Raw genomic sequence first — 17,930 nt, 5'->3', positions numbered from 1 at the left:
CGCGTTTTGATCAGATTACTTCAGCTGGTCTTCGGTGTAGTAGCCCGAACCGACCAGAACCTCGTTCAGGTTCGCCGCGGTGACCGGAACCGGTTGCAGCAGGTAGGACGGAACGACCTTGACGCCGTTGTTATAGGTCTCGGTGTCGTTGATCTGGGGCTCGGTGCCCTTGATCATCGCATCGACCATGCCGACGGTGACTTTCGCCAGTTCGCGGGTGTCCTTGAAGATGGTCGAATACTGCTCGCCAGCCTGGATCGACTTGACCGATTGCAGTTCTGCATCCTGGCCCGAGACGACCGGCATCTTCAGGTCGCCCGAACCGTAGCCCACGCCCTTGAGCGAGGACAGGATGCCGATCGACAGACCATCATAGGGCGACAGCACGCCGTTGACCTGCTTGTCGGTGTAGTTCGCGGACAGGATGTTATCCATGCGGGCCTGAGCGGTCGCCGGATCCCAGCGCAGCGTGCCGACCTTGTCCATGCCCTGCTGGCCCGAGACGACCACGATCGAGCCGTCGTCGATCAGCGGCTGCAGGACCGACATCGCGCCGTCATAGAAGAAGAAGGCGTTGTTGTCGTCCGGGCTGCCGCCGAACAGTTCGACATTCCACGGCTTCACGTCCGGGAAGCGCTCTTTCAGGCCAGCGACCAGCGTATTGGCCTGTTCGACGCCAACCTTGAAGTTGTCGAAGGTCGCGTAATAGTCAATGTCGCCCGTGTCGCGGATCAGCCGGTCATAGGCGATGATCTTGATGTCCGAGGCCTTGGCGTTCGCCAGCGCGTTCGACAGCGTGGTGCCGTCGATGGCGGCGATGACCAGCACGTTCACGCCCTTGGTGATCATGTTCTCGATCTGGGCGAGCTGGTTCGGAATGTCGTCATCGGCATATTGCAGGTCGGTCTCGTAGCCGGCTTCCTGGAATTGCTTGACCATGTTGTTGCCGTCGTCGATCCAGCGGGCCGAGGTCTTGGTGGGCATCGAGATGCCGACCATGCCTTCTGCCAGGGCAAAGCCCGGAGCCGAAAGGGCCGCTACGGATACCGCAGCAAGAGCAAGTTTCTTAAGGCTGAACATAATTCCTCCCGTTATATAGTGGACACGGCAGAAGATGGCGCTCATTGGCGCCTTGTGAAATCTTCCGGTGCTTCTCCCGTCGATGCGGTCGGTCGGGCCTAGTCCCGGATCCGATTGCCGCAGCAGCAGCCCATAGGGCAGCTTGCCTGTTGCGTAAGCTATATTTTCACGCTTATCCGCGTCAATTTCGCTTTCTGTAGCACGTTATACCTTTCGTGGTATATCTTAGCGCTAACATCCAAATGTGGATATCGGAAAAACCATGAAGACCAGCCGGGAGTTGGGGGACGAACTTGTCTCTCGCGGCATCAAGTTGCGGCAATTGGCGCTGATCGTTGCCGTGGAAAGATGCGGCCAGCTCAGCATGGCGGCCGCGATGATGAACATCACCCAGCCCGCGGCCTCGCGGCTGCTGTCGGATCTGGAACGGATCGTGGGTGCGGAACTGACGCGGCGTCATAGCCGGGGGATCAGCCTGACCGCGGCCGGAGAGCGCCTTGCCGCCCGGGCACGCTCGATGCTGCGCGATCTCGATATTGCCGGGCGCGAGGTCCGGGACATCGATCGGGGCATGGTCGGTTCGGTCAATCTGGGCTCGGTGACCGGGCCGTCGCTGGATCTGGTGCTGCCGATCGTCCGGGGGCTCGAGCAGGCCGAACCGAACCTGCGCGTCCGCATCGATGTCGAAACCAGCGACAGGCTGGCAGGGATGCTGCTGGCGGGTCAGCTTGATCTCTATCTCGGGCGGGTGCCCGATCGCGTCGATGCGGCGCTTTTCGATCTGGCCCCGGTCGGCCCCGAGCCGCTGTCGCTCATCGTCCGGGCCGATCATCCGCTGGTTTCGGCCTCTGGTGCCACCTTGCGGGACTGCCTTGGCTTCGACTGGGTCATCCAGCCGCCGGGCAGCATGATGCGCGTCAGCGTCGAGCGCTACCTGCTGGATCGCGGATTGGGCGTTCCGGGAAAGGTCATCGATACCAGTTCGCTGATGCTGACCATGGCCTTTGTGATGCAATCAGATGCCATCGGCATCACGTCGCGCGCCGCCGCCCGGCTCTTTGCCTCGGTGCAGGGTCAGGGAGGGCGCATAGCCTGTCTGGATGTGGCGCCCGAACTTGAGGTTCCGGCCTATTCCATCGTCACCCTGCGCGACCGCGTGCCGACATCGGCGGCACAGACGTTCCTGACCATTCTGCAGGATGCGCTGCGCAACCGGGGGGCGGATGCCTAGACTTCGCCGGCCCGCAGGTCAGCCCATTCGGGATGACGTTCGAATTGTGCGCGAATGAAGCTGCAGGTCGGCACGATCAGCAGCCCTTGACGGCGCGCGTCATCGATCAGCCGTTGGGCCAGTGCATTGGCCGCACCGGTTCCCCGCATTGCCGGAGGGGCATAGGTATGTTCGGCGACGATGATGCCGGGACCACCCGCGCGCCACGTCAATTCCGCCTCACCATCCTGCCCCGGCAGCGTGGCGACATAGCGGCCGGCGCTGCCATAGTCCTCATGGGTCACCTTGAGGGTGGGTTGAGACATGTTCTGCTCCGTCTTGCCTGATGTGGAAAAACGCAAGACAGCGCCGCCCCGATCCATCGGACCGGGACAACGGCAGTTTTCTGCGCATCAAGCTTGCGGCGATCAGGCGCGCTCGGAATATTCGAACAGTTCGGTGTTCACGACAATATCCTCGTCCACCCCGACGAAGGGCGGGATCATGACGCGAACGCCATTGTCGAGAATGGCGGGCTTGAAGCTTTTTGCCGCGGTCTGACCGTTCAGCACCGGCTCGGTTTCAACGACCTTGCAGACGACCTTTTGCGGGATGCGGACGGAAAGCGCCTCGTCGCCATAATATTCGACCGTCGCGGTCATCCCGTCCTGAAGGAAGGGCCGGCGGTCGCCCAGCAGTTCGGCGTCGAGTTCGATCTGCTCAAAGGTTTCGGCATCCATGAAAACCAGACGGCCGTCGGTTTCATACAGGAATTGCTGGTCCTTGTTGTCGAGGCTGACGCGCTCGATCTTGTCCTCGCTACGGAAGCGCTCGTTCAGCTTGCGACCGTCGCGCAGGTTCTTGAGTTCCACCTGAGCGAAAGCGCCGCCCTTGCCGGGCTTGCCATGGTTGACCTTGACCGCGGCCCAAAGCCCGCCGTCATGTTCCAGCACGAAGCCGGGCTTGATTTCATTGCCGTTGATCTTGGCCATAGGGGTTTACCTTGGAAAAGTTGAGCAAAACCTGCGTTTCTCATTCTTGAACCGCGGTTTCGCGACCCTATATCCATGAGCATGTTTCGCCGCAACCGAAACGTCTTTCAGGCGTTGTCAAGGTCCGGCGTGGCTTTCCGGGGGTGTTGCCACTGCGACGACATGCACAGGCTGCAAGGGATTTGCCTGGCTTTGCATGGAACGCATGGCTGTCATGTAGGTTGAGGCATACCGAATCAGCAGCGGGATCGGCTAATCCCCCCTGTGCTTCGCCGCTTCAGGCGATCTGTCGACCCGGCATGGGCCCGGTCGCATTGGTGCGGTACTGCAAGAAAAACAGGATAAGTAGATGCGCGATTTCGTGGATGGTTCGGCTTTCAATTTTGAACAGGGGCAACGTGCTCGCAAGCTTTTTGCTGCCGTTGTACTGGCTGCGCTTGATGACGCGATCGCGGATGACAAAAAATACGGCAACGGGCCCGATCAAATTGCACGTTGGGCACGCTCGCGCGACGGGCGCGAGGTTCTGTCCTGCGCCGGGATCGACCCGAATGAGCGTGTGGTAAAGGGCCTGATGGAGTTCGTTGCCAAGGGCGTGCGCACCTCGGTCGCGTTGTCGCGTGAGGAAAGCGAACGCCGCCACGCCGCCGAAGAGGCGGACGCGGCGTAAGCAGCCCGAGTGGGAATGAGTATGGGCCGCCTTGGGGCGGCCTTTTTTTCATGTGCGATCGCCGCATGCAGGGCAAATCACCAGCTCATCCGCATGGCGGGCCGAAAATATTGTGGCGGGCGCGGCGAACTTATCCACATATAGTGCAAAAGATTGACTTTTGCTTTGGTTTTCGCCAGAAATTCAGAAAAAAGAACCAATCAAGGGGCATCCAGCAGTTGCGTTTCGACCGGCTTCGCCTGAACGGCTTCAAGAGCTTCGTGGACCCGACCGATCTGGTCATACACGAGGGACTGACCGGCGTGGTCGGACCGAATGGTTGCGGCAAGTCGAACCTTCTTGAGGCTTTGCGCTGGGTGATGGGGGAAAACCGCCCCACCGCCATGCGCGGCGAGGGGATGGAGGACGTGATCTTTGCCGGCACGACCCGGCGCTCCGCCCGCGCTCATGCCGAGGTCACGCTGACCATCGACAACAGCGACCGCCTTGCCCCGGCGGGGATGAATGAGAGCGATGCGCTGGATATCAGCCGCCGCATCACCCGCGACGCGGGCTCGGCCTATCGCATCAATGGCAAGGAAGTCCGCGCCCGTGATGTGCAGATGCTCTTTGCCGATGCCTCGACCGGAGCGCATTCGCCCGCCTTGGTGCGGCAGGGGCAGATCTCGGAACTGATCAACGCCAAGCCCAAGGCGCGCCGCCGCATCCTCGAGGAAGCCGCCGGGATCTCGGGCCTTTACCAGCGCCGCCACGAGGCGGAACTGAAACTGAATGCCGCCGAGGCCAACCTAACCCGCGTCGATGACACGCTGGACCAGTTGTCCTCGCAGGCGGCAAGCCTTGCACGTCAGGCGCGCGCCGCCGCCAAATATCGCGAGATCGGTGCCGTCCTGCGCCGGGCCGAGGGCATGTTGCTCTATCGCCGCTGGGCCGATGCCGAAGAGGCCAAGGCGCAGACCGCCACGATCCTGCAAGAGGCGATCCGCGCCGCCGCCGAGGCCGAGGCTGCCGCCAAGCGCGCCATCTCCGCCCGTGAAGAGGCTGAAAAGCAGCTTCCGCCCCTGCGCGAGGAAGAGCAGGTCGCGGCTGCGATCTTGTCCCGCGCCACCGTCGAACGTGAAGCTCTGGACGAGGCCGAGGCCCGGGCGGCGCAGGCAATCCGGACGCTTCTGGCGCGCATCGCCCAGCTCGACCGCGACATCGAGCGCGAATCCGCGCTGAACCGCGACGCCGGCGAGGTGATCCAGCGTCTCGACTGGGAGCGGCGCGAGTTGGAAAAGGCCGGACAGGGGCATGAGGAAAAGCTAGAGGCCGCCGAGGGCGTGGCCGAGGAATCCTCGGATGCATTGCGCGAGGTCGAGGACAAGCTGGGCCAGTTGACCGACGAATCCGCCCGCCTCGCTGCCCGCTACCAATCGGCCGAGCGTCTGGCCCATGACCTGCGCCAGATGCTCGAGCGCGCAACGCGCGCGGCTGCGGAGGCCGAGACCGCCTCGCAAGCCGCGCGTGAGGCCGGGGGCGTGGCGTCGCTTGCCCGCGAAAAGGCGGCCGAGGCGCAGGATGCGGCCCGCGACAGGCTCGAGGCATCGGAAGAGACGCTCGCCGCCACCGAGGAAGCGCGCGCCGATCTGGAACAAGAGGAAGCCGCCGCCCGCGCCGCCCGCGCCGAGGCCGAGGGAGAGTTTGCCGCGCTGGCCGCGGAGATGGCGGCGCTGCGCAGGCTGGTCGAACGCCGCGATCGCAGCGATAGCGCCTTGCTGGATCAGGTCCGCGTGACGCGCGGCCATGAAACGGCTTTTGGCGCGGCACTGGGCGATGATCTTTCGGCCGGGCTCTGCGAGGACGGTTCGGGCTGGCACCGGCTGCCGGGTTACGAGACGGCCTATCCCTTGCCTGAAGGGGTAGAGTCCCTTTCGGCGCAAGTCTCCGGCCCCTTGGAACTGGCGCGCAGGCTGTCTCAGGTCGGTTTGGTCGCGGATGTCCAGATGGGCGCGACGCTTCAGCCTCGGCTGACGCCGGGTCAGCGTCTGGTGACGCCTGCGGGTGATCTGTTCCGCTGGGACGGGATGCGGGTGATGGCAAAGGACGCGGGTTCGGCGGCCGCGCTGCATCTGCAAAATGTGAACCAACTTGCCGAACTGACCGGTCAGGCCCAGATTGCGGGTGAGCGCGCCGAGGCGACCGCCGCCGCCCATGAGGCCCTGCGCGCGCGCCACGCTGCCGCCACGGAAGCCGAGAAACGCGCCCGCGACGCACGTCGTGACGCGGAGCGCGGGTTTTCCGAGGCGGCGCGTGCCGTCACGCGGGCGGAATCCGAACTGGCGCTGGTGCAGGGACGCGCGGAATCGGCGCGGGCCGAACTGGCGCGGCATCAGGCGGATGCGGGCGATGCGCGCACGCGCCTTGCCGAGGCCGAGCGCAGCATCGCCGATCTTCCCGACCGGGGGGCAATCACTGCCGCCCTCGAGCATGCCCGGACCGCGGTCGAGGCCGCGCGGATCGCGACGCTGACCCGCCGCTCGCGGCTTGATGAGTTGAAGCGCGAGGCCGCGGCCCGCGCCCGCCGCCTGCAAGAAATCGCCAAAGAGGAATCCGGATGGCGTCTGCGGCTGGAACAGGCCGGGACGCGATCGGGCGAGTTGACCGCACGCCGAGATCAGGCGGCGCATGAGTTGGAAGCGGCCGAGGCCCAGCCCGAGGTTCTGGCCGAGCGCCGCGCGGCCCTGACCGAGGCCGAGGCCCGTGCCGCCGCCCGGCTGGCCCGTGCCCGCGCGGCCCTGTCCGCCAGCGACCAGAGCTTGCGCATCAGCGCCGAGGCCGAACGCGAGGCCGAGCGCCTTGCCTCTCAGGCCCGCGAGAGCCGCGCCGCACGGCAGGCCCGCGCCGAGGCCGCAATCGAGGCGGAAGCCGCAGCCCGCGCCCGTATCCTTGAGGAAACCGAGGCCACACCCGAGGCGCTGCATGACTCGCTGGGCGAGCTTGAGGATGTCCGGCTTGACGCCCTTGAGGACCGGATCCAGCGGCTGCGCCAGCAAAGGGATTCCCTTGGGGCCGTCAACCTGCGCGCCGAGGATGACAAGCAGGAGCTGGAAACCGAGCGCGACCGCCTGGGGGCCGAGAAATCCGACCTGACCGAGGCGATCCGCAAGCTGCGGCAGGGCATTGGCAATCTCAACCGCGAAGGCCGCGAACGGCTGCTGGCGGCCTTCGATGCGGTCAATCAGAATTTCTCCAATTTGTTCACGCATCTCTTCGGCGGCGGGGAGGCGCGACTGGTGCTGGTCGAATCCGACGACCCGTTGGAGGCCGGGCTTGAAATCATGTGCCAGCCGCCGGGCAAGAAGCTCTCGACGCTGAGCCTGCTTTCGGGGGGAGAGCAGACCCTGACCGCGCTGGCGCTGATCTTTGCTGTCTTCCTTGCCAATCCCGCGCCGATCTGCGTGCTGGATGAGGTGGACGCGCCGCTCGACGATGCCAATGTGACGCGTTTCTGCGATCTGATGGACGAAATGACCCGCCGGACCGAGACCAGATTCCTGGTGATCACGCACCATGCCGTGACCATGTCGCGGATGGACCGGCTGTTCGGCGTGACCATGGTGGAACAGGGCGTCAGCCAGCTTGTCAGCGTTGATCTGAAACGCGCGGAAGCTCTGGTGGCCTGAACGACAAATGGCTAATAGGTCTGGCATTCCTCCCTCGGAGTTTCAGACCCAAATGCCTGCGCTTCGCGCTTTCCTCGTGGCTGCAATCCTGCAGCCTCTGCCGCTGCTGGCGGCCCCCGTCACAGACGATCCCGAAATCATCAGCAATCTCATGACCGAAATGGGTCTGGAGGTCAGGCAGGCGCAGGACATCGAGGGCCTGCCCATGCTGGAAAGCGAGATCGACGACACGCTGTTCAATGTCTTTTTCTATGACTGCGCGCCGCGATGCCGCCGGATGCAATTCGTCACCGGTTTCCAGATGACCGAACCGATGACCGCCGCCGATGCCAATGACTGGAACCGTGAGAACCCCTTTGCCAAGCTGGTGGTTGCGGACGGCAATCCCTATCTGGAAATGGATATCGGGCTTGCAGGAAGCGGGCTTGGGCGCGAGAACTTCAGGGACGCGCTGGAAACCTGGCGTGGTGTCCTGGGCGATTTCCGCGCCGCCATCACAGATTAGGGGATGACATGAGCATCGAGACGAAACTTGCCGAACTGGGGATCACGCTGCCGGACGCGCCCGCGCCTGCCGCCAATTATGTGCCCTATGTGATCTCGGGGAACCTGCTTTTCGTCTCGGGCCAGATCAGCACCGCCAAGGGCAAGCTTGGCGCGGATCTTGCCGTCGAGGCCGGGGCCGAGGCGGCGCGGACATGCGGGCTTGCGCTGCTGGCGCAGGCGCGCGCCGCGCTCGGCTCGCTTGATCGGGTCAAGCAGGTGGTGAAGCTGGGCGGCTTCGTGAATTCGACCCCGGAATTCACCGACCAGCCCGAGGTGGTCAATGGCTGCTCGAACCTGATGGTCGAAGTGTTCGGCGACAAGGGCCGCCATGCCCGGGCCGCGGTTTCCGCGCCGGCCTTGCCGCGCGGCGTCGCGGTCGAGATCGAAGCGATCTTCGAGATCGCGTGATGGGGCTTCACCCCGATTTCCTGCGCCTGCCGATCGCCCATCGGGGGCTGCATTCGGCTGGCGTGCCGGAAAACAGCATGGCGGCGTTTCGCGCCGCCATTGCCGCAGGTTATGGTATCGAATGCGACATTCAGGCGGCTTCGGACGGCACGCCCGTGGTTTTTCACGATGACGACCTGCCGCGTCTGACCGGTGCCGATGGTCTCGTCCGGGCGCTTGGCATGGATGCGCTCTCCATGCTGCGGATCATGGGGACGGACGAGCCGATCCCGACCCTTACAGCTCTGCTGGCCGAGGTGGCGGGGCAGGTGCCCCTGCTGATCGAGATCAAGGATCAGAGTTTGCGGTCGGCGGATGAGGTGGGCGATCTGTCAGAACGCGTCGCGGCGCAGCTTGCGGATTACCCTGGGCGGGTGGCCGTAATGTCGTTCAACCCGCATAGCGTTGCCGGTCTCCGCAAGGCGATCCCCGATATTGCCGTAGGTCTGACGACCTGCGCCTATGACGAAGCGGACTGGCCCGATCTGGACGCCCGGACCCGCAGCGAACTGGCCGCGATTTCCGATTTCGACCGCGTTGGGGCCAGCTTCATCTCGCATGATCGCACGGATCTGGAAAACCCGGCCGTCGCGGCGCTCAGGGCGCGCGGCGTGCCGGTCCTGTCCTGGACCATCCGCTCGCCCGCCGAAGAGGCATTGGCGCGACGGGTCGCGGACAATATCACGTTCGAAAACTACCTTCCGGGGGGCGCATGAGGGACAGGAAAGCGATGATTGTGACGGGGGGATCGCGCGGGATCGGACGCGCCGTCGCCCTGCTCGCGGCGCAACGGGGCTGGGATGTGGCGATCAGCTGGCGCGACGATTTCGCCGCCGGACATGACGTTCTGGAGCGTATCCGTGGCATGGGGCGGCGCGCGGTTGGCGTTCAGGCGGATGTCGCAGACGAATCCCAGGTGATCGCGCTTTTCGATACGGCCGAGGCCGAACTGGGCGGGATCGATTGCGCCGTGGTGAATGCGGGGATGCTGTCGCGGGCGATGCCGCTTGCGCAGATGACGCGCGAGCGGATGCAGCGGGTGATCGACGTCAATGTCATGGGCGCGCTTCTGACCGCGCGCGAGGCGGCGCGACGGCTGAAGCGGCCGATGGATCAGCCCTCGGCCTCGATCGTGCTGCTCAGCTCGGCGGCGGCGCGGCTGGGCGGTGCGGGCGAATATGTCGATTACGCGGCAAGCAAGGGCGCGATCGACGCGCTGAATATCGGACTTTCCAAGGAGCTTGCGCCCGACAATATCCGGGTCAACGCGGTCCGCCCCGGCCTGATCGAGACCGAGATCCACGCCTCGGGCGGCAACCCGGATCGGGCGCGCCTGCTTGCGCCGGGCGTGCCGATGGCCCGACCGGGCAGCGCCGAGGAAGTGGCCGAGGCGATATTGTGGCTCGCATCCGAACAGGCGAGCTATGTCACCGGCACAAACCTGGAAGTGACGGGCGGGCGCTGACAAGCCAAAGCCGCGCCGCTAGTGTCGGGCCATGAACGAATTGACAGTCTCGGTCCTGCCTGCGATTTCCGGCATTGAACCCGCTTTGTGGGACGGATGCGGAGCGGCTTCCAACCCCTTCACCGCGCATCGTTTTCTGTCCGCTCTCGAGACCTCCGGATCGGTCGGGCAGGGAACAGGCTGGCATCCCAGCCACCTTGTCGCGCGTCTCGACGGTGCGGTTGCCGGTGTCGCGCCCTGCTACATCAAGACCCATAGCCAGGGGGAATACATCTTTGACCACGCCTGGGCGCAGGCCTACGAACGGGCGGGGGGTGAATATTATCCCAAGCTGCAATGCGCCGTGCCCTTTACTCCGGTGACGGGGCCCCGGCTGATCTCGGACAATCGGGCCGTGCAGGGCGCGCTTTTGCAAGCCATGGCCCAGGTTGCCAAACAAGGCGGGCTGTCCGGCGTGCATGTGACCTTTTGCACCGAGGCCGAGGCTGAGCTTGCCGAAGTCACTGATTATCTGCCCCGCGCGACCGAGCAGTTTCACTGGCTGAACCGGGGCTATCGCAGCTTCGACGATTTTCTCGCGGATCTCTCCTCGCGCAAGCGCAAGGCGATCCGCAAGGAACGCGAAAGGGCCCAAGCTTTTGGTGGCACGATCCGCAGCCTGCGTGGCGACGAGATCCTGCCCGCGCATTGGGATGCGTTCTGGCGCTTCTATCAGGATACCGGCGGCCGGAAATGGGGCCGCCCCTATCTGACGCGCCGCTTCTTTGACCTGCTGCATGAAACGATGCGCGACGATTGCATGCTGGTGCTGGCCGAACGCGAGGGGCGTCCGATTGCCGGAGCGCTCAATCTCTTGGGACCGGATACGATCTATGGCCGCTACTGGGGCTGCATCGAGGATCACCCGTTCCTGCATTTCGAACTTTGCTATCACCGCGCCATCGACTGGGCGATCGAACACGGCCTGTCGCGGGTCGAGGCCGGCGCGCAGGGAGAGCATAAACTGGCGCGCGGCTATCTGCCGACCCAGACCCATTCGCTGCATTGGCTGGCCGATCAGGGCTTTCACGATGCGATTGACGATTACCTGCGCCGTGAGCGCGCCGCGATCAGTCAGGAAATGGCGCTGCTGACGGAACTGGGGCCCTTCCGGCGCGGCGATCGTCAGGCCTGAGCCCAGATGCCGCTGCGCTCAGCGGCTCTGGAAACGCCTGAAGGCCGCGGAGGCCGCCCAACCGGCGAACACCGCCAAGGCCAGCGACATGAGCCCGTATAGAAACGGCTGATCCAGCGCGAGGCGATAGAGCCAGCGTTCCAGGCCGACCTTGCGGACCTCGATCGGGGCACGGAAAGTGTCCAGGACCTTGCCGTCGCGCAAAAGAAAGATGCGGGTCGCGTATAGCCCTTCCATCAGATTGGCGGGCAGCCGGATATCGGCGCGAAACAGTGTCTGCTCGGCCAGCCTGACCGCGCCATCGTCAAGGCGGTACAGATCCTGCGCCTCGCGCAGGCGCACCAATGCGGCGGTATAGGGAACGACATCCTCGACCTCGGACGCACCCGAAAAGGCGCGCATCGCCAGTGGGACCGAGATGCGGTACCGGCTGTCCTCGGCGCTGTCCAGGATCCGGCCCAGCGGACGCGAGGTCGCGACGACATAGAAATTCGGAGCCGCCGCCACGCCGACCTTTCCGGTATTGACCCAGATGCCAAAGCGGCGCTCCTTGTGGCGGACGGTGACGGGGCGGGGCGGCCCCTCGACGGTGACGATGACGTCGAGCGGATCGGTTTCGGGGATCGGCATCTCGCGCTTGATCGCGCCGTAGATGATGATGTCCGAGCCATCGAAGCTGGTGGTAATGTCGACATCATCGCGCGACATATCCGCCACGATCTGTTCGCCCGAACGCGCTGCCCCGGTTTCCTGGGCCCCGCTTTCCTGTGCCAAGTTTTCCTGTGCTCCGAGGGGCGAAGCCAGAGCGAAAAGCAGGATCAAGGCGCGCCCGATCATCCGATGATCCCCGGCGTCAGCGAATAAAGATCCTCGGGGCGCAGGAACAGGTCCAGCGCAAGCCGCCCGCAAACCGCCAGCACCAGCAGCGCCAGCAGGATGCGCAGTTGTTCGGCACGCAGCTTTGCGCCAAGTGTCGTGCCGATTTGCGCGCCGATCACGCCGCCGAGGATCAGCAGAACCGCCAGCATGACATCCACCGTGTTCGATGAAACCGCGTGCATCAGCGTCGTATAGGCGGACAGGAAGGTGATCTGGAACAGCGATGTGCCGATGACCACCTTGGTCGGCATGCCCAGCAGGTAGATCATCGCGGGCACCATGATGAAGCCGCCGCCGACCCCCATGATCGCGCCCAGAACGCCCACGGCCGCGCCCACCATCAGCACGGGGATCGCGCTGATATAGAGGCCTGAGGCACGGAACTTGACCTTCATCGGCCAGCGATGGACCCAGCCATGCTGGTTGCGCCGCATCGGCTTGATCGGGCCGCTCTTTTTGGCGCGGCGCAGCGCACCCAGGCTTTCTTGCAGCATCATCGCGCCGATCAGGCCCAGAAATACGACATAGCATAGCTGGACCACCAGATCGACCTGGCCCAGCCGGGACAGCATATTGAAGGCCAGAACCCCGGCGGATGAGCCGACCAGCCCTCCGGCCAGCAGGACCCAGCCCATGCGGAAATCGACCGATTTCCGCTTCACATGCGCAAGGACACCCGAAAAGGACGAGGCGACCACCTGATTTGCCCCCGTAGCCACGGCGATGGGCGGGGGAATCCCGATGAAAAACAGCAAGGGCGTGATCAGAAAACCACCTCCTACGCCGAACAGGCCCGACATCAGGCCGACGACGCCGCCAAGCCCGACAAGGGTAAAGGCATTGACCACCACCTCGGCGATAGGAAGATAGATCTGCATGTCGTGTCCGGCCGTTTGCCCGTTCTGATCCTGCCCGCCCATAACTCGCGCGTCAAACGCTCTGGTTGAGTCCGCGGCGGGTTGTCGCAAACCTGTGGCCCGGATATGCATGTCATTGACGAGGATGTGACTTTCCGGGCAATCGGTCCGATCGCCGCAGCCCGGCAAGGCAAGGGAACAAGATGGGGGCGGAATGCGGATCCTGATCACCAATGACGATGGCATCAACGCGCCCGGACTGGTGACGCTGGCCGAGATCGCCGCCGAGATCGCGGGACCCGAGGGCGAGGTCTGGACCGTCGCGCCCGCCTTCGAGCAATCCGGTGTCGCCCATTGCATCAGCTATGTTCACCCGACGCTGATCGCCGAGCTTGGCCCGCGCCGCTTCGCGGCCGAAGGCTCGCCCGCCGATTGCGTGCTTGCGGCCTTGGGCGATGTCATGCGCGATGCGCCGCCGGATCTGGTCCTGTCCGGCGTGAACCGGGGCAATAATTCCGGCGAGAACGTCATGTATTCCGGTACCATCGGCGGCGCGATGGAGGCGGCTTTGCAGGGACTGCCGGCGATCGCCCTGTCGCAATATATGGGACTGCGCACCCATGAACTGGCCGATCCCTTTCAGGCTTCCCGGCAACATGCGCCCCGACTGATCCGCCAGTTGCTGGATCACGGCGAATGGAAGGCCGGTGCGGATTTCCGGCTTTTCTATAATATCAACTTTCCGCCCTGCGATGCGGGCTCGGTCCGGGGCGTGCGGGTCGCGCCGCAGGGCCGCCGGCAGGGCGTGCGGTTCGAATCCGAACCCTATCACGCGCCGAATGGCCGCCGCTTCCTGTGGATTCTTGGCGGCTCCCAGACGGCACCCGCTACGCCGGGGAGTGACGTGGACGCAAATTTGCAGGACTATATCTCGGTGACCCCGATGCGGCCGGACCTGACCTGTCATGCAAGTCTGGACGCGCTTCGCATCCTGGAAGAGGGCTGAACCAGCGCATGAGCGACGAGTCCGAGGCCGCCGAACGCAAGATGCGCTTCCTTTTCGCGCTGCGTCAGCGCGGGGTGACCGATCCGCGCGTCCTCGCGGCGATGGAGCGCGTGGATCGCGGCGAATTCGTGCGCGGGCATTTCGAGGATCGCGCCTATGAGGACACGCCGTTGCCGATCCCCTGCGGTCAGACCATCAGCCAGCCCTCGGTCGTGGGGCTGATGACGCAGGCGCTGGAGGTCGGGGCGCGCGACAAGGTGCTCGAGATCGGCACCGGCTCGGGCTATCAGGCGGCGATCCTGTCGCTGCTTTGCCGCAGGGTCTATACGCTGGATCGGCACCGCCGGTTGGTGACCGAGGGCGAGGCGCTGTTTCGCCATCTCGGCCTTTCGAACATCACCGCCATGGTCATGGACGGATCGCGCGGTCTGCCCGAGCAGGCCCCCTTTGATCGCATCATGGTGACCGCTGCGGCCGAGGATCCGCCCGGCCCGCTCTTGGCCCAGTTGAAGATCGGCGGTATCATGGTCATACCAGTCGGACAATCGGACGCGGTTCAGACCCTGATCCGTGTCCGCAGAACCGAAACCGGCTTTGACTATGACGAATTGCGGCAGGTGCGCTTCGTGCCGCTGGTCGAGGGGTTGGGACAGACATGACCCCCTTCCGCGCAAGGTGAGGAACGGGCAGATGGCGATGGCAATGCGGCTTGCAGGAGCCGCGACACTTCTTGCGGCAGTGGCGGCATGCAGCCCGCAGGGCGGCATGGATCTCACGCAGTTGGATCCGGACCTTCGGAGATGGTCTGGCACGGGTCTGGATACGGCAGGCGCGGCCTCGGTGGCGGCCCCGCGTCCCAGCCCCGATCAACGCGGCATCATCACCTATCCCGGCTATCAGGTGGTGATCGCGGCGCCGGGCGACACTGTCGCCACGATCGCCGGCAGGCTGGGGCTGAACGCGGCGGAACTGGCCAGCTATAACGCGATCGCCCCTTCTGCGGCGTTGAATTCGGGCGCTGTTGTCGCGCTGCCGCGGCGGGTTGCGGGCGGGGCGGCTGCGCCGGCCGGCGTCATTCGCTCGGGGACCGGACAGGTCAGCGATCCTTTCGCGGGACAGGGCATGCGCATGCCGGTCATTCCGCCCGCCTCAGGTGCCTCGGCACCGACTGCGACCCGGTCGACTGCGCCCCAGCCGACTGCGACCCAGCCCGCGTCCAGCCAGCCGCGCCAGCATGTCGTCGCTGCGGGCGAGACCGCCTGGTCGATCGCGCGGAAATATGACGTGTCGGTAACTGATCTGGCCTCTTGGAACGGATTGCCGGGGAATATGTCGGTGCGCACGGGTCAGCGACTGCTGATCCCGGTCGGCGGTCAAAAAGCGGTCACGAGTGCTGTTCTGACGGCGCCCGGCACGGGCAGCCCAACGCCGCGGCCACCTTCGGCCGCCGAGCCCTTGCCCGAGGAAAAGACCCAGCCCGCCAACAAGCCCGCGACCACGACCGCGGGCCTGGATCTGGGCAAGACGCGAACCGCCGCATCCGGCGCCGGCCCCTTCCGGATGCCGGCCCAGGGCGCGATTATCCGGCCCTATTCCAAGGGCAAGAATGACGGCATCGACATTGCTGCGGCGCCGGGAAGCACGGTCTCCGCCGCGGGCAAGGGAACCGTTGCCGCCATTACCCGCGATGTCGATCAGGTCCCGATCATCGTCATCCGCCATGACGGTAATCTGATGACGGTCTATGCCGGTCTGGACCAAGTCAGCGTTGCAAAAGGCCAAACCGTCTCGGGCGGCAGCCCGCTGGGCAAGGCGCGGGGCCAGGGCGTCGTGCATTTCGAAGTGCGCAACGGGTTTGAGAGCGTCGATCCCGAGAAATATCTGAACTGACGCCCCGCCCCGGCGAACCGGGCGGAAGAGATCGCAGCGCTCCGGTCAGGGGTCAACCCGACCTGCACATGTCGCGAATGACCGATTCGATCTCGCCCCGGATCATTCCCCTGATCTGGGCGCTGGCCTGCATGCCCAGATCGCCCCGCAGTTCTTCGCGCAGGATGTCACGCAGCAGATCGCGCAGCGGCGGCGCATTCGACACCGGTGGCGCGAAGAGGTTCACGGCCTCGAATCCCGGCGAGACGAGGGGCATATCGTCGAATTCCGGCTCTGATACCGGGTCGGCGGCGCGTTGCGGTGCCAGCATCCGCGCCAAGGCCGCCTCTGCCTCGGCAAACTCAGCCTCTTCATCCGGGCTCAGGGCCGGCTCATCGAAAACCGCCTCGGCGAAGGACAAAGGCGCGCTCTGCGCGGGGACCAGGTCCCCCGGCGCGAGCAAAAGCGCCGCCTGCGCGGCATGTTCCGCCGGATCGGTCGGACCGGGTGGGGCCTCGATCTGATCCTGGGCGATCAGGCGGCGGATCGAGGCAAGGACGTCCCCGACATTGCCCGACCCATCCGACAGGCCGAAGCGGGCGACGAGATCAGGCTGCATGACATGCCCCCGCGAACCGGAGGGGAGCGGGCTTACTGCTTGCCAATCGCGCGCAGGACGCGATCCAGGCTCTGCCCTTGCCGGCTGGTGAAGGGCGCGTCACGCACTGCGTTGTAATATGCTGATGGATCATATGTCGGAATGCCCAGTTTCAGGTTTTCTACCGTCAACAAACCCATAGCCGACAAGAGTTGATAATGTGCTAATTGCATATTGGCTTCGGCGGTGATCTTGTCCGCCATCGCCTCGAGCAGGACCTGCTCGGCGTCCAGCACGTCAAGGGTGGTGCGCGCGCCCAAAGTCGCCTCTTCGCGGACACCGGAATAGGCCTGGCGCGCGGCGACGATCTGTTCGTCGATGGCGCGGATCTGGGCCCGGGCCACATCGATACCGGCCCATGCCGTGCCGACCGCCTGATCGACCTGGCGCGCGGTATTCAAAAGCGACGAGCGCGCCGAGTCGCGCTGCGCCATCGCCTTGCGATGAGCGGCGGGCAGCCGCCCGCCGGAATAGATCGTCTGGCTCATGTTCAGAGAGATCGATCCGATATCGGTGCTGTTCGAGACACCGCCGCTGCTGATCGATTTGCTGCGTTGCGTCGACAGCCCGGCAGAACCCGTTAGTTCCGGGTTCCGCTCGGCCGCGGCGGCCGCGACGCGCAGTTCCGAGGCTGCGGCCTCGCGCTTGGCCTGCTGGATCAGAGGATGGGTCCGCTGTCCGATATCGCGCGCGGCGGCCAGCGAGGCCGGCAGTTTCGGTGTCGGCGGGGGCGGGGCAAGATTGTCGGGAAAGCGGCCCGTCGCATTGCGGAACGCCTCGCGTGCGACCCGCAGATCGCCTTCGGCGGTCGCCAGATCGGCCCGTGCCTCGGCCAGCGCCGCATCTGCCTGCGCGACATCGGTCTGGGTGATTTCGCCGACGTCGAAACGGTCGGTCGCGGCCTGCTGTTCCTCGCCCAGAACACGGACCGAATTGGCCTGAAGTTCGACCTGCTCCGAGGCGCTGCGGACATCCAGATAGGACTGAACCGCGCCCAGCAGGACGTCCTGCTCGATCCCGACCAGAGCGGCACGGGTGGCCAGAACGCTTTCCTTGGCGATGTCGATCGCGATGGCGGTGCGGCCCCAATCGTAAAGCGTCATCTGCGCCTGAAGCGACAAGGATGACGAATTCGCGTCGAAACCCTCGATATTCTGATAGGAATATTCCGCCACCCATTGCAGGACCGGGCGCAACTCGGCAAGGGCGGCTGCGGCATCCTCGTCGGCGGCGCGCAGCACGGCCCGGTTCTGTTCAAGCAGGGCCGAATGACGATAGGCCGCGACCATGGTATCCGCCAAGGTTTCGGCCTGCAGGGGAAGGGCGGTTCCGCCCGCCAGAAGCATCGCAAGCAATGGATTGCGCAATCTGCTCATGGTTTTGCGAAACATGCCCTGGTCCCTTTTCTTTTC

General features: G+C 64.8%; 18 protein-coding genes. 11 read left to right on the top strand and 7 right to left on the bottom strand.

Annotated elements, in window-relative coordinates; translation table 11 throughout:
- Positions 1 to 15: 15 nt before the first annotated feature.
- Complete coding sequence (gene chvE, locus ESZ60_RS01675; RefSeq protein ID WP_134678662.1) at positions 16 to 1,080, bottom strand: multiple monosaccharide ABC transporter substrate-binding protein; 1,065 nt, start codon at positions 1,078 to 1,080, stop codon at positions 16 to 18.
- Positions 1,081 to 1,342: 262 nt separating this feature from the next.
- Between chvE and ESZ60_RS01670 the strand changes: the two genes are divergently transcribed.
- Positions 1,343 to 2,311: a LysR family transcriptional regulator gene (locus ESZ60_RS01670; RefSeq protein ID WP_134678661.1), complete on the top strand. Its 969-nt coding sequence runs from the start codon at positions 1,343 to 1,345 to the stop codon at positions 2,309 to 2,311.
- Here ESZ60_RS01670 and ESZ60_RS01665 read toward each other — a convergent pair.
- Positions 2,308 to 2,616 carry a GNAT family N-acetyltransferase gene (locus tag ESZ60_RS01665; RefSeq protein ID WP_134678660.1) on the bottom strand — a complete coding sequence of 103 codons (309 nt, stop codon included), beginning with the start codon at positions 2,614 to 2,616 and terminating at the stop codon, positions 2,308 to 2,310. The two genes, ESZ60_RS01670 and ESZ60_RS01665, sit on opposite strands and share 4 nt — an antisense overlap.
- A gap of 102 nt (positions 2,617 to 2,718) precedes the next feature.
- Complete coding sequence (gene efp / locus ESZ60_RS01660; RefSeq protein ID WP_134678659.1) at positions 2,719 to 3,282, bottom strand: elongation factor P; 564 nt, start codon at positions 3,280 to 3,282, stop codon at positions 2,719 to 2,721.
- A gap of 349 nt (positions 3,283 to 3,631) precedes the next feature.
- Here efp and ESZ60_RS01655 point away from each other — a divergent pair, with 349 nt between their 5' ends.
- From ESZ60_RS01655 to ESZ60_RS01625, 7 genes are all read left to right on the top strand, one after another.
- Positions 3,632 to 3,952, top strand: coding sequence for a DUF6280 family protein (locus ESZ60_RS01655; protein ID WP_024842734.1), 321 nt, complete (start codon positions 3,632 to 3,634; stop codon positions 3,950 to 3,952).
- Positions 3,953 to 4,170: 218 nt separating this feature from the next.
- The gene (locus ESZ60_RS01650; RefSeq protein WP_134678658.1) at positions 4,171 to 7,617 is read left to right on the top strand and encodes a chromosome segregation SMC family protein; all 3,447 of its coding nucleotides are present in this window, start codon (positions 4,171 to 4,173) and stop codon (positions 7,615 to 7,617) included.
- 52 nt (positions 7,618 to 7,669) lie between these two features.
- Entirely contained in the window at positions 7,670 to 8,122 is a 453-nt protein-coding gene (locus ESZ60_RS01645; protein ID WP_167620031.1) for a YbjN domain-containing protein, read from the top strand.
- A gap of 8 nt (positions 8,123 to 8,130) precedes the next feature.
- Positions 8,131 to 8,571 carry a RidA family protein gene (locus tag ESZ60_RS01640; RefSeq protein WP_134678656.1) on the top strand — a complete coding sequence of 147 codons (441 nt, stop codon included), beginning with the start codon at positions 8,131 to 8,133 and terminating at the stop codon, positions 8,569 to 8,571.
- Entirely contained in the window at positions 8,571 to 9,326 is a 756-nt protein-coding gene (locus ESZ60_RS01635) for a glycerophosphodiester phosphodiesterase family protein (protein ID WP_134678655.1), read from the top strand. Before ESZ60_RS01640 ends, ESZ60_RS01635 begins: the two co-directional genes overlap by 1 nt.
- Positions 9,327 to 9,340: 14 nt before the next feature.
- Positions 9,341 to 10,075 carry an SDR family oxidoreductase gene (locus ESZ60_RS01630; RefSeq protein WP_209021217.1) on the top strand — a complete coding sequence of 245 codons (735 nt, stop codon included), beginning with the start codon at positions 9,341 to 9,343 and terminating at the stop codon, positions 10,073 to 10,075.
- 31 nt (positions 10,076 to 10,106) lie between these two features.
- Entirely contained in the window at positions 10,107 to 11,249 is a 1,143-nt protein-coding gene (locus ESZ60_RS01625; RefSeq protein ID WP_134678653.1) for a GNAT family N-acetyltransferase, read from the top strand.
- A gap of 18 nt (positions 11,250 to 11,267) precedes the next feature.
- Here the strand turns inward: ESZ60_RS01625 and ESZ60_RS01620 are convergent, their stop codons facing one another.
- Together ESZ60_RS01620 and ESZ60_RS01615 are read right to left on the bottom strand one after the other, a co-directional pair.
- Positions 11,268 to 12,086 carry a TIGR02186 family protein gene (locus ESZ60_RS01620; RefSeq protein ID WP_134678652.1) on the bottom strand — a complete coding sequence of 273 codons (819 nt, stop codon included), beginning with the start codon at positions 12,084 to 12,086 and terminating at the stop codon, positions 11,268 to 11,270.
- Positions 12,083 to 13,006 carry a sulfite exporter TauE/SafE family protein gene (locus ESZ60_RS01615; protein WP_134678651.1) on the bottom strand — a complete coding sequence of 308 codons (924 nt, stop codon included), beginning with the start codon at positions 13,004 to 13,006 and terminating at the stop codon, positions 12,083 to 12,085. The genes ESZ60_RS01620 and ESZ60_RS01615 overlap by 4 nt, the downstream gene beginning before the upstream one ends.
- 193 nt (positions 13,007 to 13,199) lie before the next feature.
- Here ESZ60_RS01615 and surE point away from each other — a divergent pair, with 193 nt between their 5' ends.
- From surE to ESZ60_RS01600, 3 genes are read left to right on the top strand one after another with little or no spacing between them, the layout of a single operon-like run.
- A complete protein-coding gene (gene surE, locus ESZ60_RS01610) occupies positions 13,200 to 13,991 on the top strand; it encodes a 5'/3'-nucleotidase SurE (protein ID WP_134678650.1) in 792 nt (263 codons plus the stop codon).
- A gap of 8 nt (positions 13,992 to 13,999) precedes the next feature.
- A complete protein-coding gene (locus tag ESZ60_RS01605; RefSeq protein ID WP_134678649.1) occupies positions 14,000 to 14,650 on the top strand; it encodes a protein-L-isoaspartate(D-aspartate) O-methyltransferase in 651 nt (216 codons plus the stop codon).
- A 31-nt stretch (positions 14,651 to 14,681) separates the two neighbouring features.
- Positions 14,682 to 15,881, top strand: a complete 1,200-nt coding sequence (locus tag ESZ60_RS01600; RefSeq protein ID WP_134678648.1) for a LysM peptidoglycan-binding domain-containing protein — start codon at positions 14,682 to 14,684, stop codon at positions 15,879 to 15,881.
- Between the two features lie 52 nt (positions 15,882 to 15,933).
- Here ESZ60_RS01600 and ESZ60_RS01595 read toward each other — a convergent pair whose 3' ends face one another.
- Entirely contained in the window at positions 15,934 to 16,479 is a 546-nt protein-coding gene (locus ESZ60_RS01595; protein WP_134678647.1) for a hypothetical protein, read from the bottom strand.
- A gap of 32 nt (positions 16,480 to 16,511) precedes the next feature.
- Positions 16,512 to 17,909 carry a TolC family outer membrane protein gene (locus tag ESZ60_RS01590; protein ID WP_134678646.1) on the bottom strand — a complete coding sequence of 466 codons (1,398 nt, stop codon included), beginning with the start codon at positions 17,907 to 17,909 and terminating at the stop codon, positions 16,512 to 16,514.
- Positions 17,910 to 17,930 lie beyond the last annotated feature (21 nt).

This window comes from Paracoccus ravus, from assembly GCF_004522175.1.
GTDB lineage: Bacteria > Pseudomonadota > Alphaproteobacteria > Rhodobacterales > Rhodobacteraceae > Paracoccus > Paracoccus ravus.
This window is presented reverse-complemented; position numbering and strand designations above follow the sequence as displayed.

What these genes read in the sequence shown, in the direction of transcription:
- ESZ60_RS01615 (WP_134678651.1), bottom strand. Translation starts at nt 13,006, where the DNA reads ATGCAGATCTATCTTCCTATCGCCGAGGTGGTGGTCAATGCCTTTACC.
- ESZ60_RS01590 (WP_134678646.1), bottom strand. Translation starts at nt 17,909, where the DNA reads ATGTTTCGCAAAACCATGAGCAGATTGCGCAATCCATTGCTTGCGATG.
- ESZ60_RS01605 (WP_134678649.1), top strand. Translation starts at nt 14,000, where the DNA reads ATGAGCGACGAGTCCGAGGCCGCCGAACGCAAGATGCGCTTCCTTTTC.
- ESZ60_RS01595 (WP_134678647.1), bottom strand. Translation starts at nt 16,479, where the DNA reads ATGCAGCCTGATCTCGTCGCCCGCTTCGGCCTGTCGGATGGGTCGGGC.
- surE (WP_134678650.1), top strand. Translation starts at nt 13,200, where the DNA reads ATGCGGATCCTGATCACCAATGACGATGGCATCAACGCGCCCGGACTG.
- ESZ60_RS01665 (WP_134678660.1), bottom strand. Translation starts at nt 2,616, where the DNA reads ATGTCTCAACCCACCCTCAAGGTGACCCATGAGGACTATGGCAGCGCC.
- ESZ60_RS01600 (WP_134678648.1), top strand. Translation starts at nt 14,682, where the DNA reads ATGGCGATGGCAATGCGGCTTGCAGGAGCCGCGACACTTCTTGCGGCA.
- chvE (WP_134678662.1), bottom strand. Translation starts at nt 1,080, where the DNA reads ATGTTCAGCCTTAAGAAACTTGCTCTTGCTGCGGTATCCGTAGCGGCC.
- ESZ60_RS01645 (WP_167620031.1), top strand. Translation starts at nt 7,670, where the DNA reads ATGCCTGCGCTTCGCGCTTTCCTCGTGGCTGCAATCCTGCAGCCTCTG.
- ESZ60_RS01640 (WP_134678656.1), top strand. Translation starts at nt 8,131, where the DNA reads ATGAGCATCGAGACGAAACTTGCCGAACTGGGGATCACGCTGCCGGAC.
- efp (WP_134678659.1), bottom strand. Translation starts at nt 3,282, where the DNA reads ATGGCCAAGATCAACGGCAATGAAATCAAGCCCGGCTTCGTGCTGGAA.
- ESZ60_RS01670 (WP_134678661.1), top strand. Translation starts at nt 1,343, where the DNA reads ATGAAGACCAGCCGGGAGTTGGGGGACGAACTTGTCTCTCGCGGCATC.
- ESZ60_RS01620 (WP_134678652.1), bottom strand. Translation starts at nt 12,086, where the DNA reads ATGATCGGGCGCGCCTTGATCCTGCTTTTCGCTCTGGCTTCGCCCCTC.
- ESZ60_RS01655 (WP_024842734.1), top strand. Translation starts at nt 3,632, where the DNA reads ATGCGCGATTTCGTGGATGGTTCGGCTTTCAATTTTGAACAGGGGCAA.
- ESZ60_RS01635 (WP_134678655.1), top strand. Translation starts at nt 8,571, where the DNA reads ATGGGGCTTCACCCCGATTTCCTGCGCCTGCCGATCGCCCATCGGGGG.
- ESZ60_RS01630 (WP_209021217.1), top strand. Translation starts at nt 9,341, where the DNA reads ATGATTGTGACGGGGGGATCGCGCGGGATCGGACGCGCCGTCGCCCTG.
- ESZ60_RS01625 (WP_134678653.1), top strand. Translation starts at nt 10,107, where the DNA reads ATGAACGAATTGACAGTCTCGGTCCTGCCTGCGATTTCCGGCATTGAA.